Origin of the sequence: Pseudomonas sp. MRSN 12121 (genome assembly GCF_000931465.1) — a bacterium.
GTDB lineage: Bacteria > Pseudomonadota > Gammaproteobacteria > Pseudomonadales > Pseudomonadaceae > Aquipseudomonas.
The window spans coordinates 3533497-3557898 of record NZ_CP010892.1 but is presented as its reverse complement, the minus strand read 5'-3'; the positions used below and the strand labels follow the sequence as shown (position 1 = coordinate 3557898).

Here is a 24402-nt window from a genome sequence, read left to right as displayed (position 1 = left end):
AAGTGGCTGGCAAGCAACTAACTCTTTGTCGCGACATAACGTGGCCAGTATCGCATGGCTACTGTGGAGCCTTTTATGAACTATTCAGAGCGCGATATGTTGTCGAAACATGTTTTATCGAAGATGGTCAGCGAACTGGCAACCACAAGAGCCTTGCTCAATTGCCTGATCAAGGAGTTCGCCCTGCCGGAAAACTGCCTCGGCTATCACTGGCCGAAAGAGATGCAGGGCATTCCTCCCGGCAGCTACCTGGACGGCCTGGAATGGAAGGGCATCCCGCTGACCATCGAGCTGCCCAACCGGCAGCAGTTCTTCGTCATGGTCGACCGCCGTGACCACCTGGGCAGCCACCGCTACCTGTCGGATGTGTACGCCCGGCGTGAAGGCGAAAGCTGGCGTTGCCTGGCCTTCGCCGAGTTCGTCGAGCAGTTGCTCGGCGCCTGCGAGCACATGACCCGGGCCAGCAACGACGAGCTGCTGGACCAGGTGCTGCAAAGCCAGTCGCTGACCGCGGCGATCGTCGCGCACAACATGGACGGCCAGGGCCCGGCGCCGCTCAGCGGCTACCTGGCCAGCGAACAGGGCCTGTGGTTCGGCCACCCCAACCACCCGGCGCCCAAGGCGCGGTTGTGGCCGGCGCACCTGGCCCAGGAAACCTACGCCCCGGAGTTCCAGGCGCGCACCGCGCTGCACCTGTTCGAAGTGCCGCGCCAGGGCTTGCGCGTGACCGCCAACGGCCTCAGCGAAGCCCAGGTCATGGCCGGTTTCGCCGACCAGCGCCGGGCCCGCCCGGACCGCGCGATGATCTGCATGCACCCGGTGCAGGCCGAGCTGTTCATGCAGGACCGCCGCGTGCAGCGCCTGCTGGATCAGGGCGAAGTGGTCGACCACGGCGCCACCGGGCCGCTCGCCAGCCCGACCGCCTCGATGCGCACCTGGTACATCGAGGACCATGACTTTTTCATCAAGGGCTCGCTGAACGTGCGCATCACCAATTGCGTGCGCAAGAACGCCTGGTACGAGCTGGAGAGCACGCTGATCATCGACCAGCTGTTCCAGCGCCTGCAGCAGACCCAGGCCGCGACCCTCGGCGGCCTGTCGGCAGTGGCCGAGCCGGGTTCCATGAGCTGGGCCCCGGCCCAGGCCAGCGAAGCCGACGCGCACTGGTTCCGCGAACAGACCGGGGCGATCCTGCGGGAAAACTTCTGCCGCCGCGCCGGCGCCGAGCGCAGCGTGATGGCCGGCACCCTGTTCGCCCGCGACATCCATTCGCGGCCGCTGGTGCATGACTTCCTGCAAGGCTTCAACGCCCGCGAGCTGGCCGACGAGCAACTGATCGAGTGGTTCGACCGCTACCAGGCGCTGCTGCTGCGGCCGGTGCTGGCGCTGTTCTTCAACCACGGCGTGGTGATGGAGCCGCACTTGCAGAACAGCGTGCTGATCCACGACCGGGGCCAGCCGCAACAGCTGCTGCTGCGGGATTTCGAGGGGGTCAAGCTCACCGACGAGCTGGGCATGGCGCAGATCGAGGTCGGCCTGCACCCGCGGGTGCGCCAGTCGCTGCTGTATTCCCGGGCGCAGGGCTGGAGCCGCATCACCTATTGCCTGCTGATCAACAACCTGTCCGAGGCGGTGCTGGCCCTGAGCTGGGAGCGCCCGCACCTGGCGCCGGCCATGTGGCGGCGGGTCGAGCGCCAGCTGCGGCAGATCCGCGACGAGCTGGTGCGCCCGGCGCCGGAGCTGGACGCGCTGATCGCCGGCCAGCCGATCGCCTGCAAGACCAACCTCAAGGTGCGCCTGGCGGCCAAGGCCGATCGCCAGGCCGGCTACGTCAGCCTGTGTTCGCCGTGGAGCGAGGAGGCCCGTTATGGCTGAGTTGTCCGCGGCGCTGCTGAGCGCCATCGACCAGGCCCGGGCCGGCAGCGCCGATCCGCTGGCCGCCTTCATCTACGACCTCGATGCCTTGCAGGCCCATGTGCGCCAGGTGATGGCGGCGTTGCCGGCCGGGGTCGAGCTGTATTACGCGATCAAGGCCAACAGCGAAGCGCCGGTGCTGGCCGCGCTGGCGCCGCTGGTCAGTGGCTTCGAGATTTCCTCGGGCGGCGAGATCGAGCGGGTGATGGCCTGCCCGACGCGCAAGCCCTATGTGTTTTCCGGGCCCGGCAAGCTCGATTCCGACCTGCGCGCAGCCCTGGCCCGGCAGGTGGAAGCGGTGCACCTGGAAAGCCTCAACGAGATCGAGCGCCTGCAACGCCTGGCCGTGGAGGCGGGCAGGGTGCAGGCGGTGTTCATCCGCATCAACCCGCAGTTGCCGCAGAACCAGTCGAGCCGCCTGGCCATGGCCGGCACGGCCACGCCGTTCGGCATCGACGAGGCGGACCTGGCCGAGGCCGTGCACAGGGTCGAGCGCGCCAGCCACCTGCGCCTCAAGGGCTTCCACGTGCACGCCATGTCCCACCAGCACTCGGTGGAGCGCCATGAGCAACTGCTGGATTTCTACCTGCAACGCTGGACGCACTGGCGGGCCCTGGCCGCGCACCCCGAAGAGCTGACCCACCTGAATGTCGGCGGCGGCATCGGCGTCGACTACCTCGGCGGCCGGCAATTCGACTGGCAGCGCCTGTGCCGCCACCTGGAGCGGCGGCTGGCGGAGCAGGGCGCCGGCGCGCCGGTCCTGCGCTTCGAACCCGGGCGTTTTATCAGCGCCTTCTGCGGCTACTACGTGATCGAGGTGCTGGATACCAAGACCAGCCACGGCGAGCATTTCCTGGTGTGCCGCGGCGGCACCCACCAGTTCCGCCTGCCGGCGGCGCAGAGCCACGACCATCCGCTGATCCACCTGCCGCGCGGCCCGCGCGATGCCCATGCGCCGGAGCAGGCCTGGACCGTGGTCGGCCAGTTGTGCACGCCCAAGGATGTGCTCAGCCGGGCCCAGCCGCTCAAGGGCGTGGCAGTCGGCGACCTGCTGGTGCTGCCCATGGCGGGGGCCTACGGCTACAACATCTCCCACGCCGACTTCCTCTGCCACCCGCGGCCGGTGCAGCACTTCCTGCGCCAGGGCGAGTTGCTCGCAGGAGCGTCGCAGTGATCCAGGCGCCACGTAGCTGGGTGGTGGTCAATGTGCTGCTGGGCACCCTGACCGTGAGCCTCAACAACAGCTCGTTGAACCCGGCGCTGCCGGCCTTCATGCAGGCGTTCGCCATCGGCCCGCTGATGGCCACCTGGATAGTCGCGGCGTTCATGACCAGCATGGGCATGACCATGCCCCTGACCAGCTTCCTCAGCCAGCGCCTGGGGCGGCGGCCGCTGTACCTGTGGGGCGTGGCGCTGTTCGTGGCCGGCTCCTTGCTCGGCGCCCTGGCCGACTCCATCGCCCTGGTGATCGCCGCGCGGGTGCTGCAGGGCATCGCCAGCGGGCTGATGATCCCGCTGTCGCTGGCGATCATCTTCGCCGTGTACGCCAAGCACGAGCGCGGCCGGGTCACCGGCCTGTGGGGCGCCGCGGTGATGCTCGCGCCGGCCGTGGGGCCGCTGTGCGGCAGCCTGCTGCTGGAGTGGTTCAGCTGGCGTTCGCTGTTCCTGATGAACGTGCCGGTCGGCGTGCTTGCGCTGCTGATGGGGCTGGCGATCCTGCCGCCCTCGGAGCCGGTCGAGCGCAAGCCGTTCGACCTGGCCGGCTACCTGTTGATCGCCTCGGGCATCGGCCTGCTGATGGTCGCCATCAGCCGCCTGCGCCATGCCGCCGCCCTGGCGGATCCTGTGAACCTCGGCATGTTACTGGCGGCGCTGCTGTGCCTGGTGGCCTTCGTGCGCCTGGAACTGCGCCGCGAGGCGCCGCTGCTCAACCTGCGGATCTTCGCCCTGCGCGGTTATCGCCTGAGCGTGATCATCGCCGTGGTGCAGTCGGTGGGCATGTTCGAGTGCCTGGTGCTGCTGCCGCTGCTGGTGCAGACGGTGCTCGGCTACAGCCCGCTGTGGACCGGCCTGGCGCTGCTGTGCACCGCGGTGTTCGCCAGCCTGTTCGGGCGCCTCGGTGGCAGCGCCCTGGACCGCCACGGGCCGCGCCGGGTGGTGTCGATCGGCTTGCTGCTGACCGGGCTCTCGACCCTGGCCCTGGGCCTGTTCCCGGCCAGCGCCGGGATCGGCCTGGTGTTCGCCCTGATGATGCTGCGCGGCGCCGGCCTGGGCCTGTCCTACATGCCGGTGACCACCGCCGGGCTCAATGCCTTGCCCGAACCGATGGTCACCCAGGGCGCGGCGATGAACAACATCTCGCGGCGCCTGGTGTCGTCGCTGGCCATCGTCATCGCCTCGCTGTGGCTGGAGTTCCGTCACGCCGCAGGCGGCCCGGGCCCGCAGGCGGGCCTGTCGCTGGCGATCAGCGAAGTGTTCGTGGTCACCGGCGTGCTGGTGCTGCTGGCGCTGCCCTGCGCCTGGCGTTTTCCCCTTTCCGACGAGCGCGCCGAGGCCCTGCCCGGCGCGCTCGAACACCGTTAATCCTTTGAAGGTATGAACATGGCGACTGCAACCCCGGCAACCTCCAGCAGCGGCACCGCCTCCGGCGCCTGGCTGGCCACGGTCGATCCGCGGATCGACGAAAAAGTGCAGCAGCGGGTGGTCGGCCAGCTGTTGCAGACCCTGCTGTACGAAGGCGTGCTGGAATTCGCCAGCACACCGCTGGAACACGGCCTGCACCGCTTCGTGGTGCCGGGCGTCGATGGCGCCCGGGAGCGGGTGGAGTACCGTTGCAACGGCCTGCTCAGCGCCAGCTTCGCGCTGATCCGCCTGGATTGCGCGAGCCTGGAACGGGTCGACAGCCACGGCCGGCACAGCGTGCCGGACCTGCACCAGGCCCTGGCCGAGCTGCTCGGCGACTACCGCGACAGCCCGCACCTGGAGCGCTTCATCCTCGAACTGCAACAGACCCGGCTCAACGACCTGCAGGCCCGCAGCCAGGGCTACCAGGCCGCCGGGCCGGCCCACGAACTGGACGTGGACGCCCTCGAGCAGCACTTCATGGACGCCCACAGCTATCACCCCTGCTACAAGTCGCGGATCGGTTTTTCCCTGGCCGACAACCAGGCCTACGGCCCCGAGTTCGCCACGCCGATCGCCGTGGTCTGGCTGGCGGTGGCGCGTAATCGCGCGGCGCTCAACCATTCACGCAACCTCGACTTCCCGGCTTTTATCCAGCAGGAACTGGGCGCCGCGCGCTGGCAGCAGGTCGAGCAGCAACTGGCCAGCCAGGGCAGGGCGCTGGACGATTACCAACTGCTGCCGGTCCACCCCTGGCAGTGGGAAAAGGTCATAGTGCCGAGCTTCTACCCGGAGTTGCTCAGCGGCGAGCTGATCTACCTCGGCACCTCGGACGACCAGTACAAGGCCCAGCAGTCGATCCGCACCCTGGCCAACGCCACGGCCCGGGAACGGCCCTACGTCAAGCTGGCCATGAGCATGACCAACACTTCCAGCACCCGCATCCTGGCGCGGCACACGGTGCTCAACGGGCCGATCATCACCGACTGGCTGCAACAGCTGATCGCCAGCGACAGCACCGCGCGCCAGCTGGATTTCGTGATCCTCGGCGAGGTGGCCGGGGTCAGCTTCGACTACCAGCACCTGCCCGAGTCCCGCGGCCCGCAAACCTACGGCACCCTGGGGGCGATCTGGCGCGAGAGCATCCACCACTACCTGAAGGCGGACGAACAGGCCGTGCCGTTCAACGGCCTGAGCCATGTCGAGAACCGCTACGGCTCTGGCCCGCAGCAGCCGTTCATCGACGCCTGGATCCGCCAGTACGGCCTCGAGGCCTGGACCCGCCAGCTGCTGCAGGTGACGGTGCCGCCGATCATCCACATGCTCTACGCCGAAGGCATCGGCATGGAGTCCCACGGCCAGAACATCGTGCTGATCGTCAAGCAGGGCTGGCCGCAACGGATCGCCCTGAAAGACTTCCACGACGGCGTGCGCTACTCGCCGGCGCACCTGGCGCGGCCCGAGCTGGCGCCGCAACTGGTGCCGCTGCCGGCCAGCCACGCCAAGCTCAACCGCAACTCCTTCATCCTCACCGATGACGTCAACGCGGTGCGGGATTTCTCCTGCGACTGTTTCTTCTTCATCTGCCTGGCGGAAATGGCGATCTTCCTGCGCCAGCACTACCAGCTGGACGAAGGCCGGTTCTGGGGCCTGACCGCCGAGGTGATACTCGACTACCAGGCCGCCCACCCGCAGCACCGCGACCGTTTCGGCCTGTTCGACGTGTTCGCGCCGAGCTACGAAGTCGAGGAACTGACCAAGCGCCGACTGCTCGGCGACGGCGAGCGGCGCTTCAAGTCGGTGCCCAACCCACTCCACGCCTACAGGCCGCACGCATGCTGAGAACCAACCAGCTCAAACGCAAGCTCGCCGCCGGGCAGACGGTGTACGGGCTGATCGCGTCGATCCCGGCGCCGGCGGCCATCGAGCTGATCGCCGAGGCCGGCTTCGACTTCGTGATCATCGACATGGAGCATGTGCTGATCAACCCGGAAACCGTCGAGCACATGATCCGCACCGCCGAAGCCTACGAGCTGACGCCCCTGGTGCGGGTCGCCGACCTCAACCCGAAGACCCTGCTGCGCCTGCTCGACGGCGGTGCCCAGGGCATCGTGCTGCCGATGATCGAATCCGCCGAGCAGCTGCAGGCGGCGATCGCCGCCTGCAAGTACCACCCGCTGGGCCAGCGCAGCCTCAACGCCGGGCGCCCCGGCAGCTTCGGCAAGCACAGCCTGGCGCAGTACGTGGGGCAGGCCAACGAACAGATCATGCTGGTGGCGATGCTCGAAAGCACCGCCGGCGTGGCGAACGCCGCGCAGATCGCCGCGGTGCCGGGCCTGGACCTGATCCTCGAAGGCGCCGCCGACCTTTCGCAATCCCTGGGCATGCCCTGGCAGATCGACCAGTTGCCGGTGCAGCAAGCCCTGCTCGAGGCCTGGCAGGCGGCCGATCACGCCGGCGTACCGTACTGCGCGATTCCCCGGCAACCGGGCGACGTGGCGCGCTGGCGCGAGCGCGGGGTCCGCGCCTTTGTCCTCGGCGACGAACGCGGCATCGCCTTCCGTGCCCTCCAGGCCAGGCTGGCCACCCTTTCTCTAGAAGGAAACTGATCCGATGAACTTCACATCCATGGCCGCCGAACAGGTGATGCAGGACTTGATCGATTGCCTGCTGGCCGAACATTTCTTTGGCCCCGAACCCTTGCCGCTGCTGGCTGCCGGCCAATGGCGCCAGGCCCACCCCGAAGCCCCGGCGCTGGAAGGCGGCGAGGCCTACGAGCGGATCTGGGACTGGTGCTGCGATGCCCAGGAGCAGCGTTTCATCAGCATCGCCCTGCGCCCAGGCATCACCCAGCAATGGGAAAAGGTCCCGGGCTCGCCGGTGCTGGCGCGCCAGGAGCAGCGCTGGAGCGCGCTGGGCCCGGTGGATTTCATGAAGCGGGTGTTCACCGGCATGGGCCCGCGTTTTGGTGACAACGACAAGGGCCTGACGCTGTTCCTCGAAGTGCTGCATATCAGCGTCTGGCAGACCGCCTTGTCCCTGGAACACCGGGTCGATGACCAGAACCTGATGGCCCAGGACGGCGCCACCTTCCTGCGCACCATGGAGCAGTGGGCCTCGCTGCGCGACCGCCCGTACCACCCGCTGGCCAAGGCCAAGCAGGGCTTGTTGCAGGCCGAGTACCAGCAGTACCAGGCCGAGTTCGCCCAGCCGGTGGCGCTGAACTGGGTGGCGGTGCGCAAGGACCTGCTGCAAGGAGGCGAAGGCGTGACGGACCTGGCGCAGGTCTACCCGGCGCGCTACCTGCTGCCCGAAGCCTTGCAGGAACGCCTGGCCGCCGAGCTGCGCGAGCGCGGCATCGACGCCAGCCATGTGGCCTTGCCGGTGCACCCGTGGCAGTTCGAGCATGTGTTGCCGGCGCAACTGGGCGCGGCCTTCGCCCGTGGCGATTGCCAGCGCCTGGACTTCAGCGAGGCGACGGTGTTCGCCACCTCGTCGTTGCGCTCGATGACCCCGTGCTTCCCTAGCGCCGACTACCTGAAGCTGCCGATGGCCATCTATTCCCTGGGCGCCTCGCGCTACCTGCCGGCGGTGAAGATGATCAACGGCGGCCTCAGCGAAGCGCTGCTGCACCAGGTGCGGCGCCTCGACCCGGTGCTGGAGCAGACCCTGCACCTGTGCGACGAGAGCAAGTGGTGGGCCTTCATGCCGCCCGAGGCGACGCTGTTCGACGAGGCGCCGCGGCACCTGTCGGCGATGGTCCGCGGCTACCCGCAGGCCTTGCTCGACGACCCGGACTGCCGCCTGTTGCCGATGGCCGCCCTGGGCACGCCGTTGCCCGGCAGCAACCGGCACTTCTTCGATGAATGGATGGCCTACCGCCAGTTGCCGGTCACCGCGGACTCGGTACTGACCCTGTTCGGCGAGCTGTGCCAGCGCTTCTTCGACGTCAACCTGCGGATGTTCCGCCTCGGCATGCTCGGCGAGGTCCACGGGCAGAACGCGGTGCTGGTGTGGAAGGCCGGCCAGGCCCAGGGCCTGTTGCTGCGCGACCACGACTCGCTGCGCATCTTCGTGCCGTGGCTGACGCGCAACGGCATGGCCGACCCGCAGTACCGGATCAAGAAAGGCCATGCCAACACCCTGTACCACCAGCGTCCCGAAGACTTGCTGTTCTGGCTGCAGACCCTGGCGATCCAGGTCAACGTGCGGGCGATCATCGACACCCTGGCGCAGGTCTACGCACTGCCCGCGACCCGCCTATGGGGCAGCTTGCGCGAGGTCCTGGAGGGCCTGCTGCAGAGCATCGAGTTCGACGCCGAGGCACGGGCGATGATCCAGCACCAACTTTTCGAGGCGCCGCGCTGGCCGCAGAAGCTGCTGCTGACGCCGATGATCGAACGCGCCGGCGGTCCGGGCAGCATGCCGTTCGGCAAGGGCGAAGTGGTCAACCCGTTCCAGCGGTTGCAGGCGTGAGGCCCGACCCCGCGAGCGCCGACCTGCCTCTGCTCGATCTCGTACCACAGCCGTCCCGGCGCGGCGTGCTGCGCCTGTCCCTGGGCCTGCTGGCGCTGCCGGCGCTGGCCCGGGCCGAAGAGGTGCGGGTGGTGACCCTGTTCCAGGGCGCCACCGACAGCGCGGTGGCCCTCGGGGTGACGCCCTGTGGCGTGGTGGAGTCGTCGAGCGAGAAGCCGACTTTCCGCTACCTGCGCCCGGCGCTGGCGAATGTGCCCCATGTCGGCCTGGAAACTCAGCCGAGCCTGGAGGACATCGTGCTGCTGGAGCCGCACGTGATCGTCGCGTCGGGCTTTCGCCACCAGCGCATTGCGCCCTTACTGCAACGGATCGGCACGGTGCTGATGCTCGAGGAAGTCTTCGAGTTCAAGCGCACCCTGGCGCTGATGGGCGCGGCGCTCAACCGCCAGCAGCAGGCGTCCAGCCTGCTGGGCCAATGGCAGCAGCGGGTGATGCGGTTGCGCGCGCAGTTGCAGGAGCAGATGGGCGGGCGCTGGCCGCTGACGGTGTCGGTGCTGGACGTGCGCGAAGACCATGTGCGCAGCTTCCTGCCCGACAGCTTCGCCGGCTCGGTGCTCACCGAGCTGGGCTTCGCCTGGAACCCGATCGCCCGCGAAACCCGCGGCATGTACTTGAAACTCACCAGCAAGGAGAACCTGCCCGTGGTCGATGCCGACCTGTTTTTCGTCTTCCAGCGCGCCGACAGCCCGGCCGTGCAACGCAATTACGAGCGCCTGGTGCATTACCCGTTCTGGCAGCAGCTGCGCGCGGTGCGCCAGGGCCAGGTGTGGCGGGTCGACGGCATCGCCTGGAGTTTCTCGGGCGGGATCCTCGGCGCCAACCTGATGCTCGACGACATCGCGCGCCTGGTGGCACCGGCATGAGTCACGGTCTGAAACTGGGGGTGGCGCTGCTGGTCATGCTGCTGTGCATGGTCCTGAGCCTGGCGGCCGGGGCCACCTGGATCGAGCCCGGGCAAATGCTCGCGGGCCTGCTGCAACCGGACAGCCTCAGCGCCGGCCAGCAGTTGATCTTCGGCACGCGCCTGGCGCGCACCCTGATGGCCGTCGCCGTGGGCGCCAGCCTGGCGGTGGCGGGCGCGCTGATGCAGGCGCTGACCCGTAACCCGCTGGCCTCACCGGGGTTGTTCGGAGTCAATGCCGGGGCGACCTTTGCAATCATCCTCAGTTCGTCGCTGTTCGCCCTGACGTCGATGAGCCAGTGGCTGTGGTGCGCCTTTATCGGCGCCGCGCTGGCCGGCAGCCTGGTGTGGCTGATCGGCAATCGCGGCCAGGGCAGCCTCAATCCCTTGCGCATCGTGCTGGCGGGGGCAGCGATCACCGCGCTGTTTTCCGCCTTCAGCCAGGCGTTGCTGGTGGTCAACGAGGAGGGCCTGGACACCGTGCTGTTCTGGCTCGCCGGCTCGCTGTCCGAGCGCGACCTGGCGCTGGCCGCGCCGCTGCTGGTCGGGGTCGCGCTGGCCCTGCTGGGGTCGTGGGCGCTGGCCGGGCAGGTCAATGTGCTCAACGCCGGCGAAGCCATCGCCACTGGCCTGGGGCAGCGTACCGGGCTGATCCGCTGGCTGATGAGCGCGCTGATCGTCGGCCTGGCGGGCAGCGCGGTGGCGCTGGCGGGCAGCATCGGTTTCGTCGGCCTGCTGGTGCCGCACATGGTGCGCAAGGGCTTGTCCATCGACCACCGCTGGCTGCTGCCGGGCTGCGCGGTGCTGGGCGCGACCCTGTTGTTGCTGGCCGACACCCTGGGCCGGCTGGTGATCCTGCCGCAGGAGGTGCCGGTGGGGGTGATGACCGCGCTGTTCGGCGCGCCGTTCTTCATTTTCCTGGCGCGCCGTGGAGGTCGTTATGAGTAAGACCCTGACCCTGCGCACCGCCGGCTTTTCGCGGCGCATCGACCTGACGACCTTGTGGCGCCTGCTGCTGGCGCTGCTGACGACGGCGCTGGTAATGCTCGGCGCCTTGTCCCTGGGCAAGGTCGAGCTGTCGCCGCTGCGGGTGCTGGAGCTGCTGTGGCACGGCGGCGATCCGCGCCTGGTGTTCATCGTCGAGCAGTTGCGGCTGCCGCGCCTGCTGCTGGCGGCCCAGGTCGGCGCGGCGCTGGCGGTGTCCGGGCTGATCCTGCAAAGCATCATCCGCAACCCGCTGGCGTCGCCCGACCTGCTGGGCATCACCAGCGGCGCCAGTGCGGCGGCGGTGCTGTACCTGTCGTTCTTTGCCCTGGCGCTGGGCGCGCAGTTCCTGCCGCTGGCGGCGATGCTCGGCGCGGCGCTGGCGGCCCTGGCCATCTACCTGCTGGCCTGGAAGCAGGGCACCTCGCCGCTGCGCCTGGTGCTGATCGGCGTGGGGGTGTCGGCGCTGCTGGCGGCGGTGACCACCTTCGTCCTGGTGTTCAGCCCGCTGACCACCACCTTGTCGGCCTACGTCTGGCTGACCGGCAGCGTCTACGGCGCCAGCTGGCAGGAGCCGCGGGCCCTGGCCGGCTGGTTGCTGGCGATCCTGCCGCTGCTGGGGTGGCTGGCGCGCCAGGTGCGGGTGCAGCAACTGGACGACGCCCTGGCCCAGGGCATCGGTGTGCGGGTGCAGTGGCTGCGCGCTGGCCTGCTGCTGGTCAGCGTGGCCCTGGCCGGGGCGGCGGTGGCCTGGGGCGGGGCGATCGCCTTCGTCGGCCTGATCGCCCCGCACATCGCCAAGCGCCTGGTGGCCCCGGGGTTCGCCGGGCAAGCGCTGATGACGGCCCTGGTCGGCGCCAACCTGCTGGTGGTGGCCGACCTGATCGGGCGCACCCTGTTCCTGCCGCTGGACCTGCCGGCGGGGATCTTCGTCGCGGTGCTGGGCACGCCGTTCTTTCTGTATCTTCTGATCAACCAGCGGCACTAAGGAATTCTCGATGTCTTCGATGGCAACCCGTCAATTGACCCTGGGCTATCAGCGTCAGGTGATTATCGACGCCCTGGACCTGCAACTGCCGGCGGGCCAGGTGTCGGTGCTGATCGGCAGCAACGGCTGCGGCAAGAGCACGCTGCTCAAGTCCCTGGCGCGGCTGCTCAAGCCGCAGCAGGGTTCGGTGATCCTCAATGGCGAGGATATCCAGCGCAAATCCACCGCGGCGGTGGCCCGCGAACTGGCGATCCTGCCGCAGATGCCCAGCGCCCCGGAAGGCATCAGCGTGCGCCAGCTGGTGGCGCTGGGGCGCTATCCCTACCAGAACTGGATGCAGCAATGGTCGGCGCAAGACGAAGCCATGGTCGAGCGCGCGTTGCGCCAGACCGGCGTGCAGGCCCTGGCCGAGCGGCCGGTGGACGCCTTGTCCGGCGGCCAGCGCCAGCGCGTGTGGATCGCCATGACCCTGGCCCAGGACACCGAGATCGTGCTGCTCGACGAGCCCACCACCTTTCTCGACCTGGCGCACCAGATCGAGGTGCTGGACCTGCTGCGCGACCTCAATCGCCAGGAGGGCAAGACCATCGTCATGGTCCTGCACGACCTCAACCTGGCCTGCCGCTACGCCGACCACATGGTGGCGGTGCACCAGCGCACCGCGTTCGCCCAGGGCCGCCCCGCGGACATGCTGACCGAAGCCCTGGTCAAGCAGGTGTTCGACCTCAATTGCCGGATCATCGCCGACCCGTTCTTCGGTACGCCGCTGTGCATTCCCTTCGGCCGGGAACTGCCGCAATGAGCCTGCAGGCGGCTTTCTCCGCGCAAGACTGGAGCGTGCTATCCGGGCCGTTGCGCCTCAAGCCCATGGCGCAACGCGACCGCCAGCGCTCCGTGAGCGCCCGGGCCTTGCTTGACGATGAAACCTGTATCGCGCTGCTCGACCAGTTGGGGCCGGTGATCGGTTCGCCGACCCGGGCGATCACCGCGTCGCTGCTGGCCAAGCGCTTTTCCTTCCTCGCCACCGGGGCCTGCCTGTATGCGATGTCGGTGTGCGACCAGGGCCTGCTGCTGTCGCTGGACGAGTGCGTGATCGAGTACGGCCACGACGACGGGCTCTGGACTTCATCGATGCCGCTGCCGGACCGGTCGCCCCGGGGGTATGCCGCGGGCGAACGCGAAGCCTGGCGCGCGGCCATCGTCGAATCGCTGTTCGCCGGGCTGCTGGCGCCGCTGTGGCAGACCTTCAACCGGGTCAGCGGCATTTCCCGGCGCATCCTCTGGGAAAACACCGCGGTGCGCGTGTACTCGCTGTACGAAAAGCGCATGGCCAAGGTCGAGGAACCGAGGGTGCGCTTGCGCCACGAAGCGGATTTCGACTGGCTGTTGCAGGCGGCCGAGCCGCGGCTGTTCGGCCTGGACTACAACCCGCTGCACCACTTCCGCCGGCCGCCGACGCCACTGGAGGAGGGCAAGAGCATCCGCTTTCGCCGCACCTGCTGCTTCTACTACGAAGCCACCGACCCTGCCGAATACTGCTCGACCTGCCCGCTGCTGCGGCCGAGGAAATGCCGATGATCGCTCCACGCCAGTCCCACGCCAGCGCCGCTTTGCTCGAACATTACCGGGATATCACGCCTTCGACCCTCGGCCACTTTGGCGACGAGGGTTACCTGCGCGGTATCCGCCCGCTGTTCGATGGGCTGCGCATGCTCGGCAACGTGGTGACGGTCAAGGTCTTCGCGCCGGATGGCGCCATCCTGCGCGACGCGCTGTTGCTCAGTGAACCGGGCGATGTGCTGGTGATCGAGTGCCTGGGTGACCCGGACTGCGCCTGCTGGGGCGAGCTGCGCACCCTGGCCGGCCTGATCAAGGGCCTGGCCGGGGTGGTGGTGGAGGGCGCGGTCACCGATGTCGCGGCCTTGCGCGAGCATCGCCTGCCGGTGTTCAGCCGCGGCGTCAGCGCCTTCACCACCCGCGGCATCGGCCAGCAGGGCGAGGTCAACCGGCCGATCGAGGTGGCCGGGGTGCGGGTCAAGCCGGGGGATATTGCGCTCGGCGACGACGACGGGGTGTTCATTCTCGACGGGCCACGGGCCGAGGCGCTGTTGCCGCAGCTGCTGGCCAAGGAAGCCCTGGACCGCGAGCGGCGCGCGGGCTTTCTGCAGCGCCTCGCCAGCGGTCGCTGAACCGGGCGCGCACTTTTATAACGCGCCGCCGCCCCCGGGGTGCACCAGGCCAAGGCGTTTTCCACGCCCGCCGCGCGCAGGCCCAGGCCGACCCGAGAGCCGTCGGCCCCGGCGCAGCGGGGCCGGGTGGCAGTGGCCCGGCAACTGGCACAAAGGCTGCAAGACCGTGAGCAGAGTCTCCGTCGGTCAACGTCGATCGATGGGCCAGAAGGCCCCTGGGGACGTTCGGTGAATCAGGCACAGCCGCCCGATCGCACACCGCAGAGAACAGGCAAAGGCGCCTGGAACCGTGAGGTTTCAGGCGCTTTTTTTTTGCTTAAAAAACCGTGATTGGCTTGGGTCGGGTGCTATTTATGAATGCCATTGTTGCCCCTTTGAACACACACAAAACCCTGATCGTGATCGGCAACGGCATGGTCGGGCACCATTGCGTCGAACAGCTGGTGGCGCGCGGCGCCCTCGAACACTACCGGCTGCACGTCTTCAGCGCGGAGCCGATGCGCGCCTATGACCGGGTGCACCTGTCCGAGTATTTCACCGGGCGCGATGCCGAGTCGCTGGCCCTGGGCGAGGCGGCGCTGTACCAGAGCCCGGGCCTGACCCTGCACCTGGGGGTGGCGGTGCAGCGGATCGACCGCGCCAGCCGCCAGGTGTTCACCACCGCCGGCCCGGTGGATTACGACGCACTGGTGCTGGCCACCGGTTCCTATCCCTTCGTGCCACCGATCGAAGGCGCCGAAGGCGACTCGCGCCTGGTCTACCGCACCCTGGAAGACCTCGACGCGATCCGCGCCGCGGCGGTCAACGCCCGGCGTGGCGTGGTGGTGGGCGGTGGCCTGCTCGGCCTGGAGGCGGCCAACGCCCTGAAGAGCCTGGGCCTGGAGGCCCATGTGGTGGAGTTCGCCCCGCGCCTGATGCCGGTGCAGCTGGACGAGCAGGGCGGGTGTGCCCTGAAGGCGCGGATCGAGGCTCTGGGCGTCGGCGTGCACCTGGGCAAGGCCACCCGGGCGATCGCTGCCGGCGAACAGTACCGCTACCGGATGCATTTCGCCGGCGAGGATTTCCTGGAAACCGACCTGATCGTGTTCTCCGCCGGGATCCGCGCCCAGGATGCCCTGGCCCGCGACTGCGGGCTGGAAATCGGCCCGCGGGGCGGGGTGGTGGTGGACAACCAGTGCCTGAGTGCTGACCCACATATCTATGCGATCGGCGAGTGCGCCAGCTGGAACGGCAGTATCTTCGGCCTGGTGGCCCCGGGTTACCAGATGGCCCGCAGCGTCGCCGCGCAACTCTGCGGCGAGCCGGGCGAGCCCTTCATGGGTGCGGACATATCGACCAAGCTCAAGCTGCTGGGGGTGGACGTCGGTTCCATCGGCGATGCCCAGGGCCTGACCCCGGGCGCACGCAGCTACCAGTTCATCGACGAGGCCACGGCCAGCTACCGGCGCCTGGTGGTCGACGCCAGCGGCAAGCGGGTGCTGGGCGCGGTGCTGGTGGGCGACAACAGCTACTACGACACCTTGCTGCAATACCTGCAGAACGGCATCGCCTTGCCCGCCGAACCGGCCGGCCTGATCCTGCCGTCCAGCACCGACGCGCCGACCCTGGGCCCGGGCGCCTTGCCCGAGTCGGCCACGGTGTGTTCCTGCCACAACGTGACCAAAGGCGCGATCTGCGCGGCCATCGACGGCGGCTGCAGCGAGCTCGGCCAGCTCAAGGCGACGACCAGGGCCTGCACCGGCTGCGGCGGTTGCGCCGGCCTGCTCAAGCAAGTGTTCGAGCACGAGCTGGTGGCCCGTGGCGTCAGCGTCGACCGGAGCCTGTGCGAACACTTCGCCTACACCCGCCAGGAGCTCTACGCGCTGGTGCGGGTCGAGGGCATCCTCAGTTTCGACGAGATGCTGGCCAGGCACGGCCGTGGCCACACCGGCTGCGATATCTGCAAGCCGGCGCTGGGGTCGATCCTCGCCTCGTGCTGGAACCAGCCGATCATGGATCCTTCGCGGGTGCCGCTGCAGGACACCAACGACACCTTCATGGCCAACATGCAGAAGAACGGCACCTACTCGGTGGTGCCGCGCATCGCCGGCGGCGAAATCACCGCCGACAAGCTGATCGTGATCGGCCAGGTGGCGAAGAAATACGAGCTCTACACCAAGATCACCGGCGGCCAGCGCATCGACCTGTTCGGCGCCCAGCTGCACCAGCTGCCGCTGATCTGGGCCGAGCTGATCGCCGCCGGGTTCGAGACCGGGCACGCCTACGGCAAGTCGACCCGCACCGTGAAGTCCTGCGTGGGCAGCACCTGGTGCCGCTACGGGGTGCAGGACAGCGTGCGCATGGCCCTGGATATCGAAGAGCGCTACAAGGGCCTGCGCGCGCCGCACAAGCTCAAGTTCGCGGTGTCCGGCTGCACCCGCGAATGCGCCGAGGCGCAGAGCAAAGACGTCGGCGTGATCGCCACCGAGAAGGGCTGGAACCTGTATGTCTGCGGCAACGGCGGCATGCGCCCGCGCCATGCCGAGCTGTTCGCCACCGACCTCGACGACCAGACCCTGATCCGCTACATCGACCGCTTCCTGATGTTCTACATCCGCACCGCCGACCGCCTGCAACGCACCTCGGTGTGGCGCGAGAGCCTGGACGGCGGCCTGGATTACCTCAAGGCGGTGATCATCGACGACAGCCTCGGCCTGGGCGCCGAACTGGAGGCGCAGATGCAACTGGTGGTGGACCGCTACGAATGCGAATGGGCCAATGCCCTGGACGACCCGGAAAAACTCAAGCGCTTCCGCACCTTCGTCAACGACCAGCGCCCGGACCCTGACATTCATTTCGTCGAGGAACGCGGCCAGCGCCGGCCGATCATGGCCGCCGAACTCAACCTGATTGCCGTCACCCAGGAGGTGGTCTGATGCATCCGTCCCCGAGCCCGCAACGTAGCGACGAGTCCCTCGATGTCCGGTGGCAGGCGGTGTGCCGCCGCCAGGACCTGGTGAGCCACAGCGGCGTGGTGGTGTGGCACGACGGCGCCCAGGTGGCGCTGATCTACCTGCCCGACGCGCCGCAGCGGACCCTCTATGCCATCGACAACCACGACCCGCAGTCCGGCGCCAATGTGATCGGCCGCGGCCTGGTGGGCTGCATCAAGGACGAGCTGGTGATCGCCTCGCCCTTGTACAAGCAGCACTTTTGCCTGGCCGACGGCCGTTGCCTGGAATACCCGGAACAGCGCCTGCGCACCTGGCCGGTGCGGCTGCGCGGCGATGTGGTGGAGATCGGCGTGGGCTGATCGGCGATCTGCGGAGCAGCGATTGCCAGGTCATCGGCTCTTGGCAATCACACCGCTCATGTATTGATGCAGATCGCGCAGGTCGTTGACCCGCCAGGCGAAGGGCGCCAGTTTTACCCCGTTCTCGCGCAACGTCCTGGGGATCAGGTCGCCATTGGGGCGCAGGATGATCGACGACACGATCACGCCCGGGTAATCGGCGAGGCGCTTTTTGAAGGCGGCGCTCGTCAGGTCGGGGGTCGGCGGGTTGCTTTTGTTCGCCAGGGGGCCGGTGCCCTTGATATCGGCTCCGTGGCACATGGCGCAGCGCTGTAGAAAGAGGTTTTTCCCGTTGGCGGTATCCGCGAGGGACAGCGGGGTTTGAAACAGCGCGAAAAAAACCAGCGACGCGACGAACGATGTTTTTGTTTTCATTCCAGAGGCCTTGTTGTGCAAAACGCTGGACCTCATGTCCAGCGTGACGGGGTCGGGGCGCAACTTTTTCAAACGACCCGCGACATGGCTCGCGGGGTCGACCCTGCCGTTGAAGGCGGCGATTCTCTACTCGTCCATGGGGGCATGTCCAGCGCCTAGAACAACTCATCCAGCTGCTCGAAAAACAACCGCTTCGCCGAGGCGTCTGGCTCGCCCAGTGCCTGCAGCAGTTGGGCGGCGGCCGCGGGCGAAACCTCCTCGCGCAGGTTGCGATGGGCAAAGGCGATGTCCAGCCAGCGATCCGCGATGCCGCCCCGTCCCAGGTCGATGAAGTGCAGCTGGTCATGGGCGTCGACGAAGACGTTGCTGTCACACAGATCGCCGTGACTGAAGACCTTGTCCTCGATCGGCCGCGTGGCCTGCAGGTGGGCCAGCAGCTTCCCGGGGGTAGGGAGGTCCGGCCATTGCTCCAGGTCGACATCATCGGCACACAGGTCGTGGGCGATGAGGTATTGCAGTTCGTCCAGGCGCACTGCAACACCTGAGTCGAACGGGCAATCGGCGATCGCCACTGCCTGCAGTTGCCGCAGCGCTTCGCGCAGCAGCGCCCCCATCGAGCCCTGACTGCCGCCGCGGGCTTGGAGCGGCACGCCCGGCACGCTGCGGGTAATCATGAATTCCCCGGCCTCGCTTTCGGCCACGACGGCCACTTCGGGAACCTTCAGCCGGCCGTCCAGCCACTGCAACACACGAGCCTCGCGCAGGACGCTGTAGGTCGTGGGCGCATACAGGGCGGTGCAGGTTTTAAGAAAAAACCGGTCATTGCCTCGGGTGAAGCCGTAGACGTCGGCGGGAGACTCGCCCACCTCGTCGGCTACCAGGGGGTTGCTGCCAATGAAGCGGGCGATGGCGCTGGGTAATTCGCAAGGGATAGGCAATGACAGGTGCTCGGACGGGTGGGTACAACATCAAACGCAAACCGGAAGACGGACTCCAGAAATGAGCGAGTTGCTATCAGGGCCGGAATTTTAACAAAGGCGCCGATCGTGGCGGCGGAACTAAGCGTGGGATTTTTCGTTCAGCCTGAAGACGATGCCTTCTACCTCCATTTCAACGGTGTACTTGAACAACACATTGATGCTCTTGGACATGCCTGGAAAACGATAAGCATCCCAACCGCCTGTCATGCCGGAGATAGGAACTCTATAAGGCGCTCTCCAGAGGCTCACCATATTGGGATCTAACCCACTTCTGGTTCATCTTCGTTTTGAGCTGGTAGGGAAGGTTCCCTCGGTATATGGGCTCTCCTTCAAAACCCTCAAGAAAGGTAATAAACAAGTTCTCAAAACGTTGAGTACTGGCCCAAAAACCCAATTCGATCCCAGGCTCCGGCGACACGGTCACCCTGTCGCTGTCATCAAAGATGCCCTTTGGTGGTCCTCCTGGGAGATACATACCTGAGGCGATCATTTCGGGATAAGTGCGTCCGAGCGCTTTAATCAGATCATCGAGCATGGCGGTAGAACTAAGCGTGTGATTTTTCATTCAGTTCGAACACCACCATTTCCACGTCCATTTCAACGTTGTATTTAAATGCCACTTGAGTACTTTTCGGAATACCGGGGAGGCGATAAACGTCCCATCCACCTGTCATGCCCAGTACCGGGATTCTATAAGGTGCGCCTGATTCCAATGGTGGGCCAAACCGGGATCTAACCCAGTCCCGGCTCATCTTCGATATGAGTTGGTAGGGCAGGATCCCTTTGTAGATTGACTCCTCGGGAAAGCTCTTTTGTAGGGAGATATATAAAGCTTCAAAGCGTTGAGTACTGGCCCAAAACTCAAGCTCAATACCGGCCCCAGGCCACATGGCTATGGTATCGACATCCTCAAACATACCTCTCGGTGGCTCGCCGGGAAGATACATTCCGGAGGCAATCATTTCGGAATAAGTACGCCCGAGCGCTTTAACCAGATCATCGGTCATGGCGGTAGAGCTAAGCGTGTGATTTTTCATTCAGCCTGAATACGATCCCTTCCACGTCCATGTCGACGGTGTACTTGAACCGCACATGGATATGTTTGGGAAACCCTGCAAGTCGATAGGCATCCCAGCCGCCAGTCATACCTAGCACCGGAATTCTATAGGGGGCTCCTGATTCCAAGGGTTTACCGTGATGGGATCTGACCCATTTCTGGTTCATCTTGATTTCGAGGTGGTAGGGCAGTTTTCCCTTGTAGGTTGATTGTTCTGGGAAGCGCTTTAGCAAGGAGATATATAAGGCTTCAAAGCGTTGGGTACTGGCCCAGAACTCAAGCTCGATACCTGTCTCTGGAGACATGGCTCTGGTATCGCTGTCCTCGAAAATACCTGTTGGCGGACCGCCGGGGAGATGTATCCCAGAGGCAACCAGTTCGGGATAGGTACGCCCGAGGCTTTTAAGCAAGTCATCAATCATTGCGGCGTTCACATCAATCAGCATCGTCCCTGCAGAGCTAAGCATGGGATCTTTCGTTCAGCTCGAACACTACATCTTCAACCTTCATTTCGGCATTGTATTTAAAAACCGCCTTAGTCCCTTTGGGGATGCTCGGCAAACGATAAATATCCCACCCTCCTGTCATGCCGCGTATGGGCATTTTGAACGGTGCTCTTGACTCTAAAGGCTCTCCATACCGGGAACGTATCCAGCCCTGATCCATTCGCTTTTCAAGTTGGTAGGGAAGACTCCCCTTGTAGATTGACTCCCCTTGGAAGCTCTCCAGCAAGCTGATGAACAGCATTTCAAAGCGTTGGCTACTGGCCCAAAAACCTAATTCGATTCCAGGCTCAGGTGACACTGCCACTGTGTCACTGTCCTCGAAAATGCCTTTAGGTGGCCCGCCTGGAAGATACATCCCTGAAGCAATCATTTCGGGGTAAGTACGTCCGAGGCTTTTAACCAAGTCATCAATAGTTGCTGCGTTCATATCAATACCAACCCTGTTTCTGGTGGAGATTATGCAGGTGGGTGCGCGCCGTTTCGATTTGCTCTTCGGTAAAACCTTCTTCGAGCAGATAAGGCTTCATCGCATCGAGATTAGTATCTACGGCTGTACGCAGGTCGGCGGCATCCTCGGCCTGCTGGGTCTTGGTATTCCTGCCGCCATACGTTGCGCTGTATTTCTGGTGCACCTTACGCGGGATCGCGATGCTCGGGGCTTTACGCAAATAGTCTTGGATTTTTTCATTTTTTATACGTGGATCGTTTGCCTTCAAAAAAACTTCCAACGCCTTCTGCGAAGGAATGTGATCAATATCCAACCCATCCTTCGCGCTCCTGCTGCTCAGGTCGTTCGCCGGGCCCACTTCCAGCGGGTTGACCATCGGCTTGGCGAAGACCAGGTACAGCGACCTGATGCCGCTGTTGGCGGGGAAGGTGACGATGCAGTCTTCGACCTTGAGTTCATCGAGGGGCGCGCCCTGGAGCTGGCTGTCGTCGCCTTCGGCGATGGGGTGGACCATCAGGGTCGGCAGTTTGTCGGGGAGGCCGGGGTAGCGGGTCGGCGCCGTGACCACCGGGCCGCTGTGCGGGGTCCAGGTAATGGTGAGGGTGCCGAGATGGGCCTGCATCGCGCTTTTTTCCGCGTTCCAGTGGGCCTTGATCACCGGGACGCGGTCCTGGCCCGACCGGGCGCTGGTGTGGATGCCGTAGACCTGCAGCAGGCCCTGGCTGTCGCGGCGGAACTGGAAGCGCACGCGGGTAGTGGCGGCGCGCAGTTGGCGTAGTTGTTCTTCGCTGTAGAAGGTGTCGTCGCCGAGCACGGTCGGGGTCAGAGCCAGCAGCAGGACCTGTCCGGCCGGGCCCGCGACGCCTTTTGCCGCGGTGCCGGCCAGCTCCAGGGACCAGGCGAAACTCCTGAGGATCAGCTCGCCGGCGATCCTGCCCAGGCCGGTCTCGGTCGTGGAGGAGGCCATGAGCAGGGTCTTGCCGAAGTTCGCCGCCGGCTCGCGGCTGGAGCCGGCCTGGGTGGTGCCCCAGGGCGCGGTGCTGGCGGACTTGGCGAAGACCCGATCGGTGCGGGGAACGGGCTCGGGCCAGGGGTCCTGTCGCAGATAGACCGGCTCCGGCTCAAGGAGCGGGCAGACCAGGCCACCCGTGGCCGGAGCGTCGCTGACCAGCACCCAGTCGCCGTTCCTCACCGCGGCCAGGATCTCCCGGTCGCTGTGGATGCCCGGGTGTTCGCGCATCAACCGATCCAGCCCGCCGAGGCTCGAACGGTGGCCTTGCAGCGCCAGGCGCACCTGGCTGTGGGCGCTGTGCGGATCCTGCGCCCGCCAGGCATCAGGATCGGAGCTTTTCAGCAGACGCATGGTTTTGTCGACACAGGGACGGCCTCGGCCTTGGGATCAGCCCCGATGCTAGGGCCGCGACCCGCCGCCGCGCTTTAGGCGCTTTCTGAAACGCTCGAAAGAAAACTCGCTACCGGACCGTCGATAAAAATGCCTGCCCGCTGCCGTTCGTCACGGCGCCACGAGCGTGATTCAACTTTTGCCGACAATGGTTTTCACAGCTGGTGAGAGGGCCGAACCCGGCCCGCACGAGATGCCAGACGCCGGAGGTTGAGCCAGATGAACGACGACTCCCTGGACGAAACGCTCGAAGAACGCCGCCAGCGCAAGACGGCGCAGGCGCTGAACCTGAACCCCGACGAGGTGGCCCGCTGGGTCGTCGCCATGGAGGAAGACGGCAGCGGCATGGGCTACGTCATCGAGTTTTCCGCGACCACGCCCGTCGAGGTGCTGGCCCGGGTGCCGGGGTTGGGCAGCGACCGTTCGATCAATATCGGCCCTATCGACTAGCCGCCATGCCCGTCGAGTCGACCCCGCCGATCCTGACCGCCGAACGCCTGCAGGCCCTGCACCGCGACGGTTTCGTGCTGCTGCCCGGGGTGCTGGAGGCGGCGCAGGTTCGCCTGCTGCGCCAGGCCATCGATGGCCTGCAAGCGCAACACTGGGACTACAGCGGCCTGCTCGATCACTACAAATGCGTGTTCAATCGCGACCCGCTGTGGCTGCCTTTTCTCGACCCGCCCGGGGTCATCGAACTGGCCGAGGCGGCGCTGGGCGCCGACTGCCATGTCATCGGCCAGACCGCCTGGCGTTGTCATCCCGGCTTCCGTGGAACGGGATTGCACCTGGACTACCTGGCCATGGCGCTGCCGCGGCGGCTGTTGGCCGACCCGGGGTTCGAGCTGCCGATGCAGATTTGCACCTGCCACCTGTACCTCGACGCTATCGACCCGGACCTGTGCCCGACCCGGGTGGTGCCGGGCAGCCATCGGGCCGGGCGCGCGCCGCGGCCCGGCGAGACGCAGTGGCAGGGCCGGGCGGCGCAGGCGGTGCTGTGTGGCGCCGGCGACGCGCTGATGTTTCGCAGCGAGCTCTGGCATGCCGGCAGCGACAACCGCACGGCCGGGCGCAGCCGCTACCTGCTGCAAGTGCATTACGGCCGGCGCATGGTGGCGCAGAAGTTTTCGCCCTACCTGCACTGGCGCTTCAACCCCGAGGTGCTGGCCGCCGCATCGGCGCGTCAGCGGCGCCTGCTGGGCGAGCATGAAGAGGCCGAATACGACTGAGTGGGCTCAGCTGTCGGGGAAGGGGATCGACAGCAGCCAGTGGCTGAAGGCCTGTAGCGAAGGCAGGTGCTGGTAGCGGGTGGGGTAGGCCAGGTAATAGCCGCGGCCGCTGTCCACCGGATCGAATAGCGCCACCAGCTCGCCGCTGAGGATCTCGTCCTGCACCAGGATCCGCGGCACCAGGCCGATACCGATGCCGGCGACCACCGCCTGGATCAGGTGCGCGGTCAGCTCGAAGCCCGGGCCCATGCGCATGGTCCGCTGCTGCAGGCCGTTCTGCTCGAACCATTGCGGCCAGGCGTCGGGGCGCGACACCACATGCAACAGCAGTTGCTGCGTCACCTCGGCGGCGCTCATCAAGGCGTGATCGGGCAGGGCCCTGGGGCTGGCCACCACCGTGAGTTTTTCCGAGAGCAGCCGATGCGCTTCGTAGCCGGGCCACTGGCCGGTGCCGGCGCAGATGATCGCGTGCATGTCGCCGGTGTCCTTGGACAGGTCGGTGCTGACGATGCGCGAGTGGATATGCACCAGGGTGCCGGGATGGCTCGCGTAAAAGTCATGCATGCGCGGCAGCAGCCATTTCGAGCCGAAGGTCGGCAGCACCGCCAGGTGCAGCGGGCCGCCCCCGGCCTTGTGGGCGATGGTCTGCAGGGTGGCGTTGCGGATCCGCGCCAGGGCCGCCGCCAGTTCGTGGTGGTACAGGGCGCCGGCGGCGGTCAGTTCGATATGCCGGCCGTCGCGGTTGAACAGCGGCACTTCGAGCAAGGATTCCAGGGCCTGGACCTGGCGGCTGACGGCGCTCTGGGTCAGCGCCAGCTCTTCGGCGGCCTTGGTGAAACTGCCGTGGCGGGCGGCGGCCTCGAAGGCCAGCAGCACCGACATCGAGGGGGTCAGGCGTCTCGGGTTCATTCATAAAGCTCATGCAAAGGCCGCAGGAAATACA

At 66.4% G+C, this 24402-nt stretch carries 23 protein-coding genes and 1 pseudogene; 16 read left to right on the top strand and 8 right to left on the bottom strand.

From position 1 onward, the window contains the following. Positions 1–75 precede the first annotated feature (75 nt). The 14 genes from TO66_RS16045 (at position 76) to nirD (ending at position 17426) form a co-directional block, all read left to right on the top strand. Positions 76–1875, top strand: coding sequence for an IucA/IucC family siderophore biosynthesis protein (locus tag TO66_RS16045; protein ID WP_044463254.1), 1800 nt, complete (start codon positions 76–78; stop codon positions 1873–1875). Beyond that, positions 1868–3088, top strand: coding sequence for a type III PLP-dependent enzyme (locus TO66_RS16040; RefSeq protein ID WP_044463253.1), 1221 nt, complete (start codon positions 1868–1870; stop codon positions 3086–3088). The genes TO66_RS16045 and TO66_RS16040 overlap by 8 nt, the downstream gene beginning before the upstream one ends. Continuing rightward, on the top strand, positions 3088–4497 hold the full coding sequence (locus TO66_RS16035) for a DHA2 family efflux MFS transporter permease subunit (RefSeq protein ID WP_177330440.1): 1410 nt from the start codon (positions 3088–3090) through the stop codon (positions 4495–4497). The genes TO66_RS16040 and TO66_RS16035 overlap by 1 nt, the downstream gene beginning before the upstream one ends. Positions 4498–4509: 12 nt before the next feature. Continuing rightward, positions 4510–6378 (top strand): IucA/IucC family siderophore biosynthesis protein, encoded by a 1869-nt coding sequence (locus TO66_RS16030; RefSeq protein WP_177330405.1) that lies wholly within the window; start codon positions 4510–4512, stop codon positions 6376–6378. Next, entirely contained in the window at positions 6372–7145 is a 774-nt protein-coding gene (locus TO66_RS16025; RefSeq protein WP_044463250.1) for an HpcH/HpaI aldolase/citrate lyase family protein, read from the top strand. Before TO66_RS16030 ends, TO66_RS16025 begins: the two co-directional genes overlap by 7 nt. Positions 7146–7149: 4 nt before the next feature. Next, a complete protein-coding gene (locus TO66_RS16020) occupies positions 7150–9012 on the top strand; it encodes an IucA/IucC family siderophore biosynthesis protein (RefSeq protein WP_044463249.1) in 1863 nt (620 codons plus the stop codon). A gap of 29 nt (positions 9013–9041) precedes the next feature. Beyond that, the gene (locus TO66_RS16015) at positions 9042–9935 is read left to right on the top strand and encodes an ABC transporter substrate-binding protein (protein WP_044466058.1); all 894 of its coding nucleotides are present in this window, start codon (positions 9042–9044) and stop codon (positions 9933–9935) included. Further along, a complete protein-coding gene (locus tag TO66_RS16010) occupies positions 9932–10921 on the top strand; it encodes an iron ABC transporter permease (RefSeq protein WP_044463248.1) in 990 nt (329 codons plus the stop codon). The genes TO66_RS16015 and TO66_RS16010 overlap by 4 nt, the downstream gene beginning before the upstream one ends. Then, positions 10914–11945, top strand: a complete 1032-nt coding sequence (locus TO66_RS16005; RefSeq protein WP_044463247.1) for an iron ABC transporter permease — start codon at positions 10914–10916, stop codon at positions 11943–11945. Before TO66_RS16010 ends, TO66_RS16005 begins: the two co-directional genes overlap by 8 nt. A 10-nt stretch (positions 11946–11955) precedes the next feature. Continuing rightward, complete coding sequence (locus TO66_RS16000) at positions 11956–12747, top strand: ABC transporter ATP-binding protein (RefSeq protein ID WP_044463246.1); 792 nt, start codon at positions 11956–11958, stop codon at positions 12745–12747. Continuing rightward, positions 12744–13523, top strand: a complete 780-nt coding sequence (locus TO66_RS15995; protein WP_044463245.1) for an IucA/IucC family C-terminal-domain containing protein — start codon at positions 12744–12746, stop codon at positions 13521–13523. The genes TO66_RS16000 and TO66_RS15995 overlap by 4 nt, the downstream gene beginning before the upstream one ends. Beyond that, positions 13520–14134: an RraA family protein gene (locus tag TO66_RS15990; RefSeq protein WP_044463244.1), complete on the top strand. Its 615-nt coding sequence runs from the start codon at positions 13520–13522 to the stop codon at positions 14132–14134. Before TO66_RS15995 ends, TO66_RS15990 begins: the two co-directional genes overlap by 4 nt. Before the next feature lie 353 nt (positions 14135–14487). Then, positions 14488–17049, top strand: coding sequence for a nitrite reductase large subunit NirB (nirB, locus tag TO66_RS15985; RefSeq protein WP_044463243.1), 2562 nt, complete (start codon positions 14488–14490; stop codon positions 17047–17049). Then, positions 17049–17426, top strand: a complete 378-nt coding sequence (gene nirD, locus TO66_RS15980) for a nitrite reductase small subunit NirD (RefSeq protein ID WP_044463242.1) — start codon at positions 17049–17051, stop codon at positions 17424–17426. Before nirB ends, nirD begins: the two co-directional genes overlap by 1 nt. A gap of 30 nt (positions 17427–17456) precedes the next feature. Here nirD and TO66_RS15975 read toward each other — a convergent pair whose 3' ends face one another. The 7 genes and pseudogenes from TO66_RS15975 to TO66_RS15945 all read right to left on the bottom strand — a co-directional run bounded on the left by TO66_RS15975 (position 17457) and on the right by TO66_RS15945 (position 22194). Continuing rightward, positions 17457–17840 (bottom strand): cytochrome c, encoded by a 384-nt coding sequence (locus TO66_RS15975; protein WP_044463241.1) that lies wholly within the window; start codon positions 17838–17840, stop codon positions 17457–17459. Between the two features lie 155 nt (positions 17841–17995). Continuing rightward, entirely contained in the window at positions 17996–18778 is a 783-nt protein-coding gene (locus TO66_RS15970; RefSeq protein WP_218187719.1) for an APH(3') family aminoglycoside O-phosphotransferase, read from the bottom strand. 120 nt (positions 18779–18898) lie between these two features. Further along, positions 18899–19355, bottom strand: a pseudogene (locus tag TO66_RS15965) (DUF6392 family protein). 10 nt (positions 19356–19365) lie between these two features. Next, positions 19366–19827, bottom strand: a complete 462-nt coding sequence (locus TO66_RS15960) for a DUF6392 family protein (protein ID WP_044463240.1) — start codon at positions 19825–19827, stop codon at positions 19366–19368. A gap of 10 nt (positions 19828–19837) precedes the next feature. Next, a complete protein-coding gene (locus TO66_RS15955) occupies positions 19838–20344 on the bottom strand; it encodes a DUF6392 family protein (RefSeq protein ID WP_409077161.1) in 507 nt (168 codons plus the stop codon). Next, the gene (locus tag TO66_RS15950; RefSeq protein ID WP_044463239.1) at positions 20337–20810 is read right to left on the bottom strand and encodes a DUF6392 family protein; all 474 of its coding nucleotides are present in this window, start codon (positions 20808–20810) and stop codon (positions 20337–20339) included. Before TO66_RS15950 ends, TO66_RS15955 begins: the two co-directional genes overlap by 8 nt. A 1-nt stretch (position 20811) precedes the next feature. Continuing rightward, positions 20812–22194 carry an S-type pyocin domain-containing protein gene (locus tag TO66_RS15945; RefSeq protein WP_044463238.1) on the bottom strand — a complete coding sequence of 461 codons (1383 nt, stop codon included), beginning with the start codon at positions 22192–22194 and terminating at the stop codon, positions 20812–20814. Between the two features lie 258 nt (positions 22195–22452). Here TO66_RS15945 and TO66_RS15940 point away from each other — a divergent pair, with 258 nt between their 5' ends. Further along, positions 22453–22683 carry a DUF317 domain-containing protein gene (locus TO66_RS15940; RefSeq protein WP_044463237.1) on the top strand — a complete coding sequence of 77 codons (231 nt, stop codon included), beginning with the start codon at positions 22453–22455 and terminating at the stop codon, positions 22681–22683. 5 nt (positions 22684–22688) lie between these two features. Beyond that, positions 22689–23459, top strand: a complete 771-nt coding sequence (locus tag TO66_RS15935) for a phytanoyl-CoA dioxygenase family protein (protein WP_044463236.1) — start codon at positions 22689–22691, stop codon at positions 23457–23459. Positions 23460–23465: 6 nt separating this feature from the next. Here TO66_RS15935 and TO66_RS15930 read toward each other — a convergent pair whose 3' ends face one another. Further along, positions 23466–24368, bottom strand: coding sequence for a LysR substrate-binding domain-containing protein (locus TO66_RS15930; protein ID WP_044463235.1), 903 nt, complete (start codon positions 24366–24368; stop codon positions 23466–23468). Positions 24369–24402: the final 34 nt, after the last annotated feature.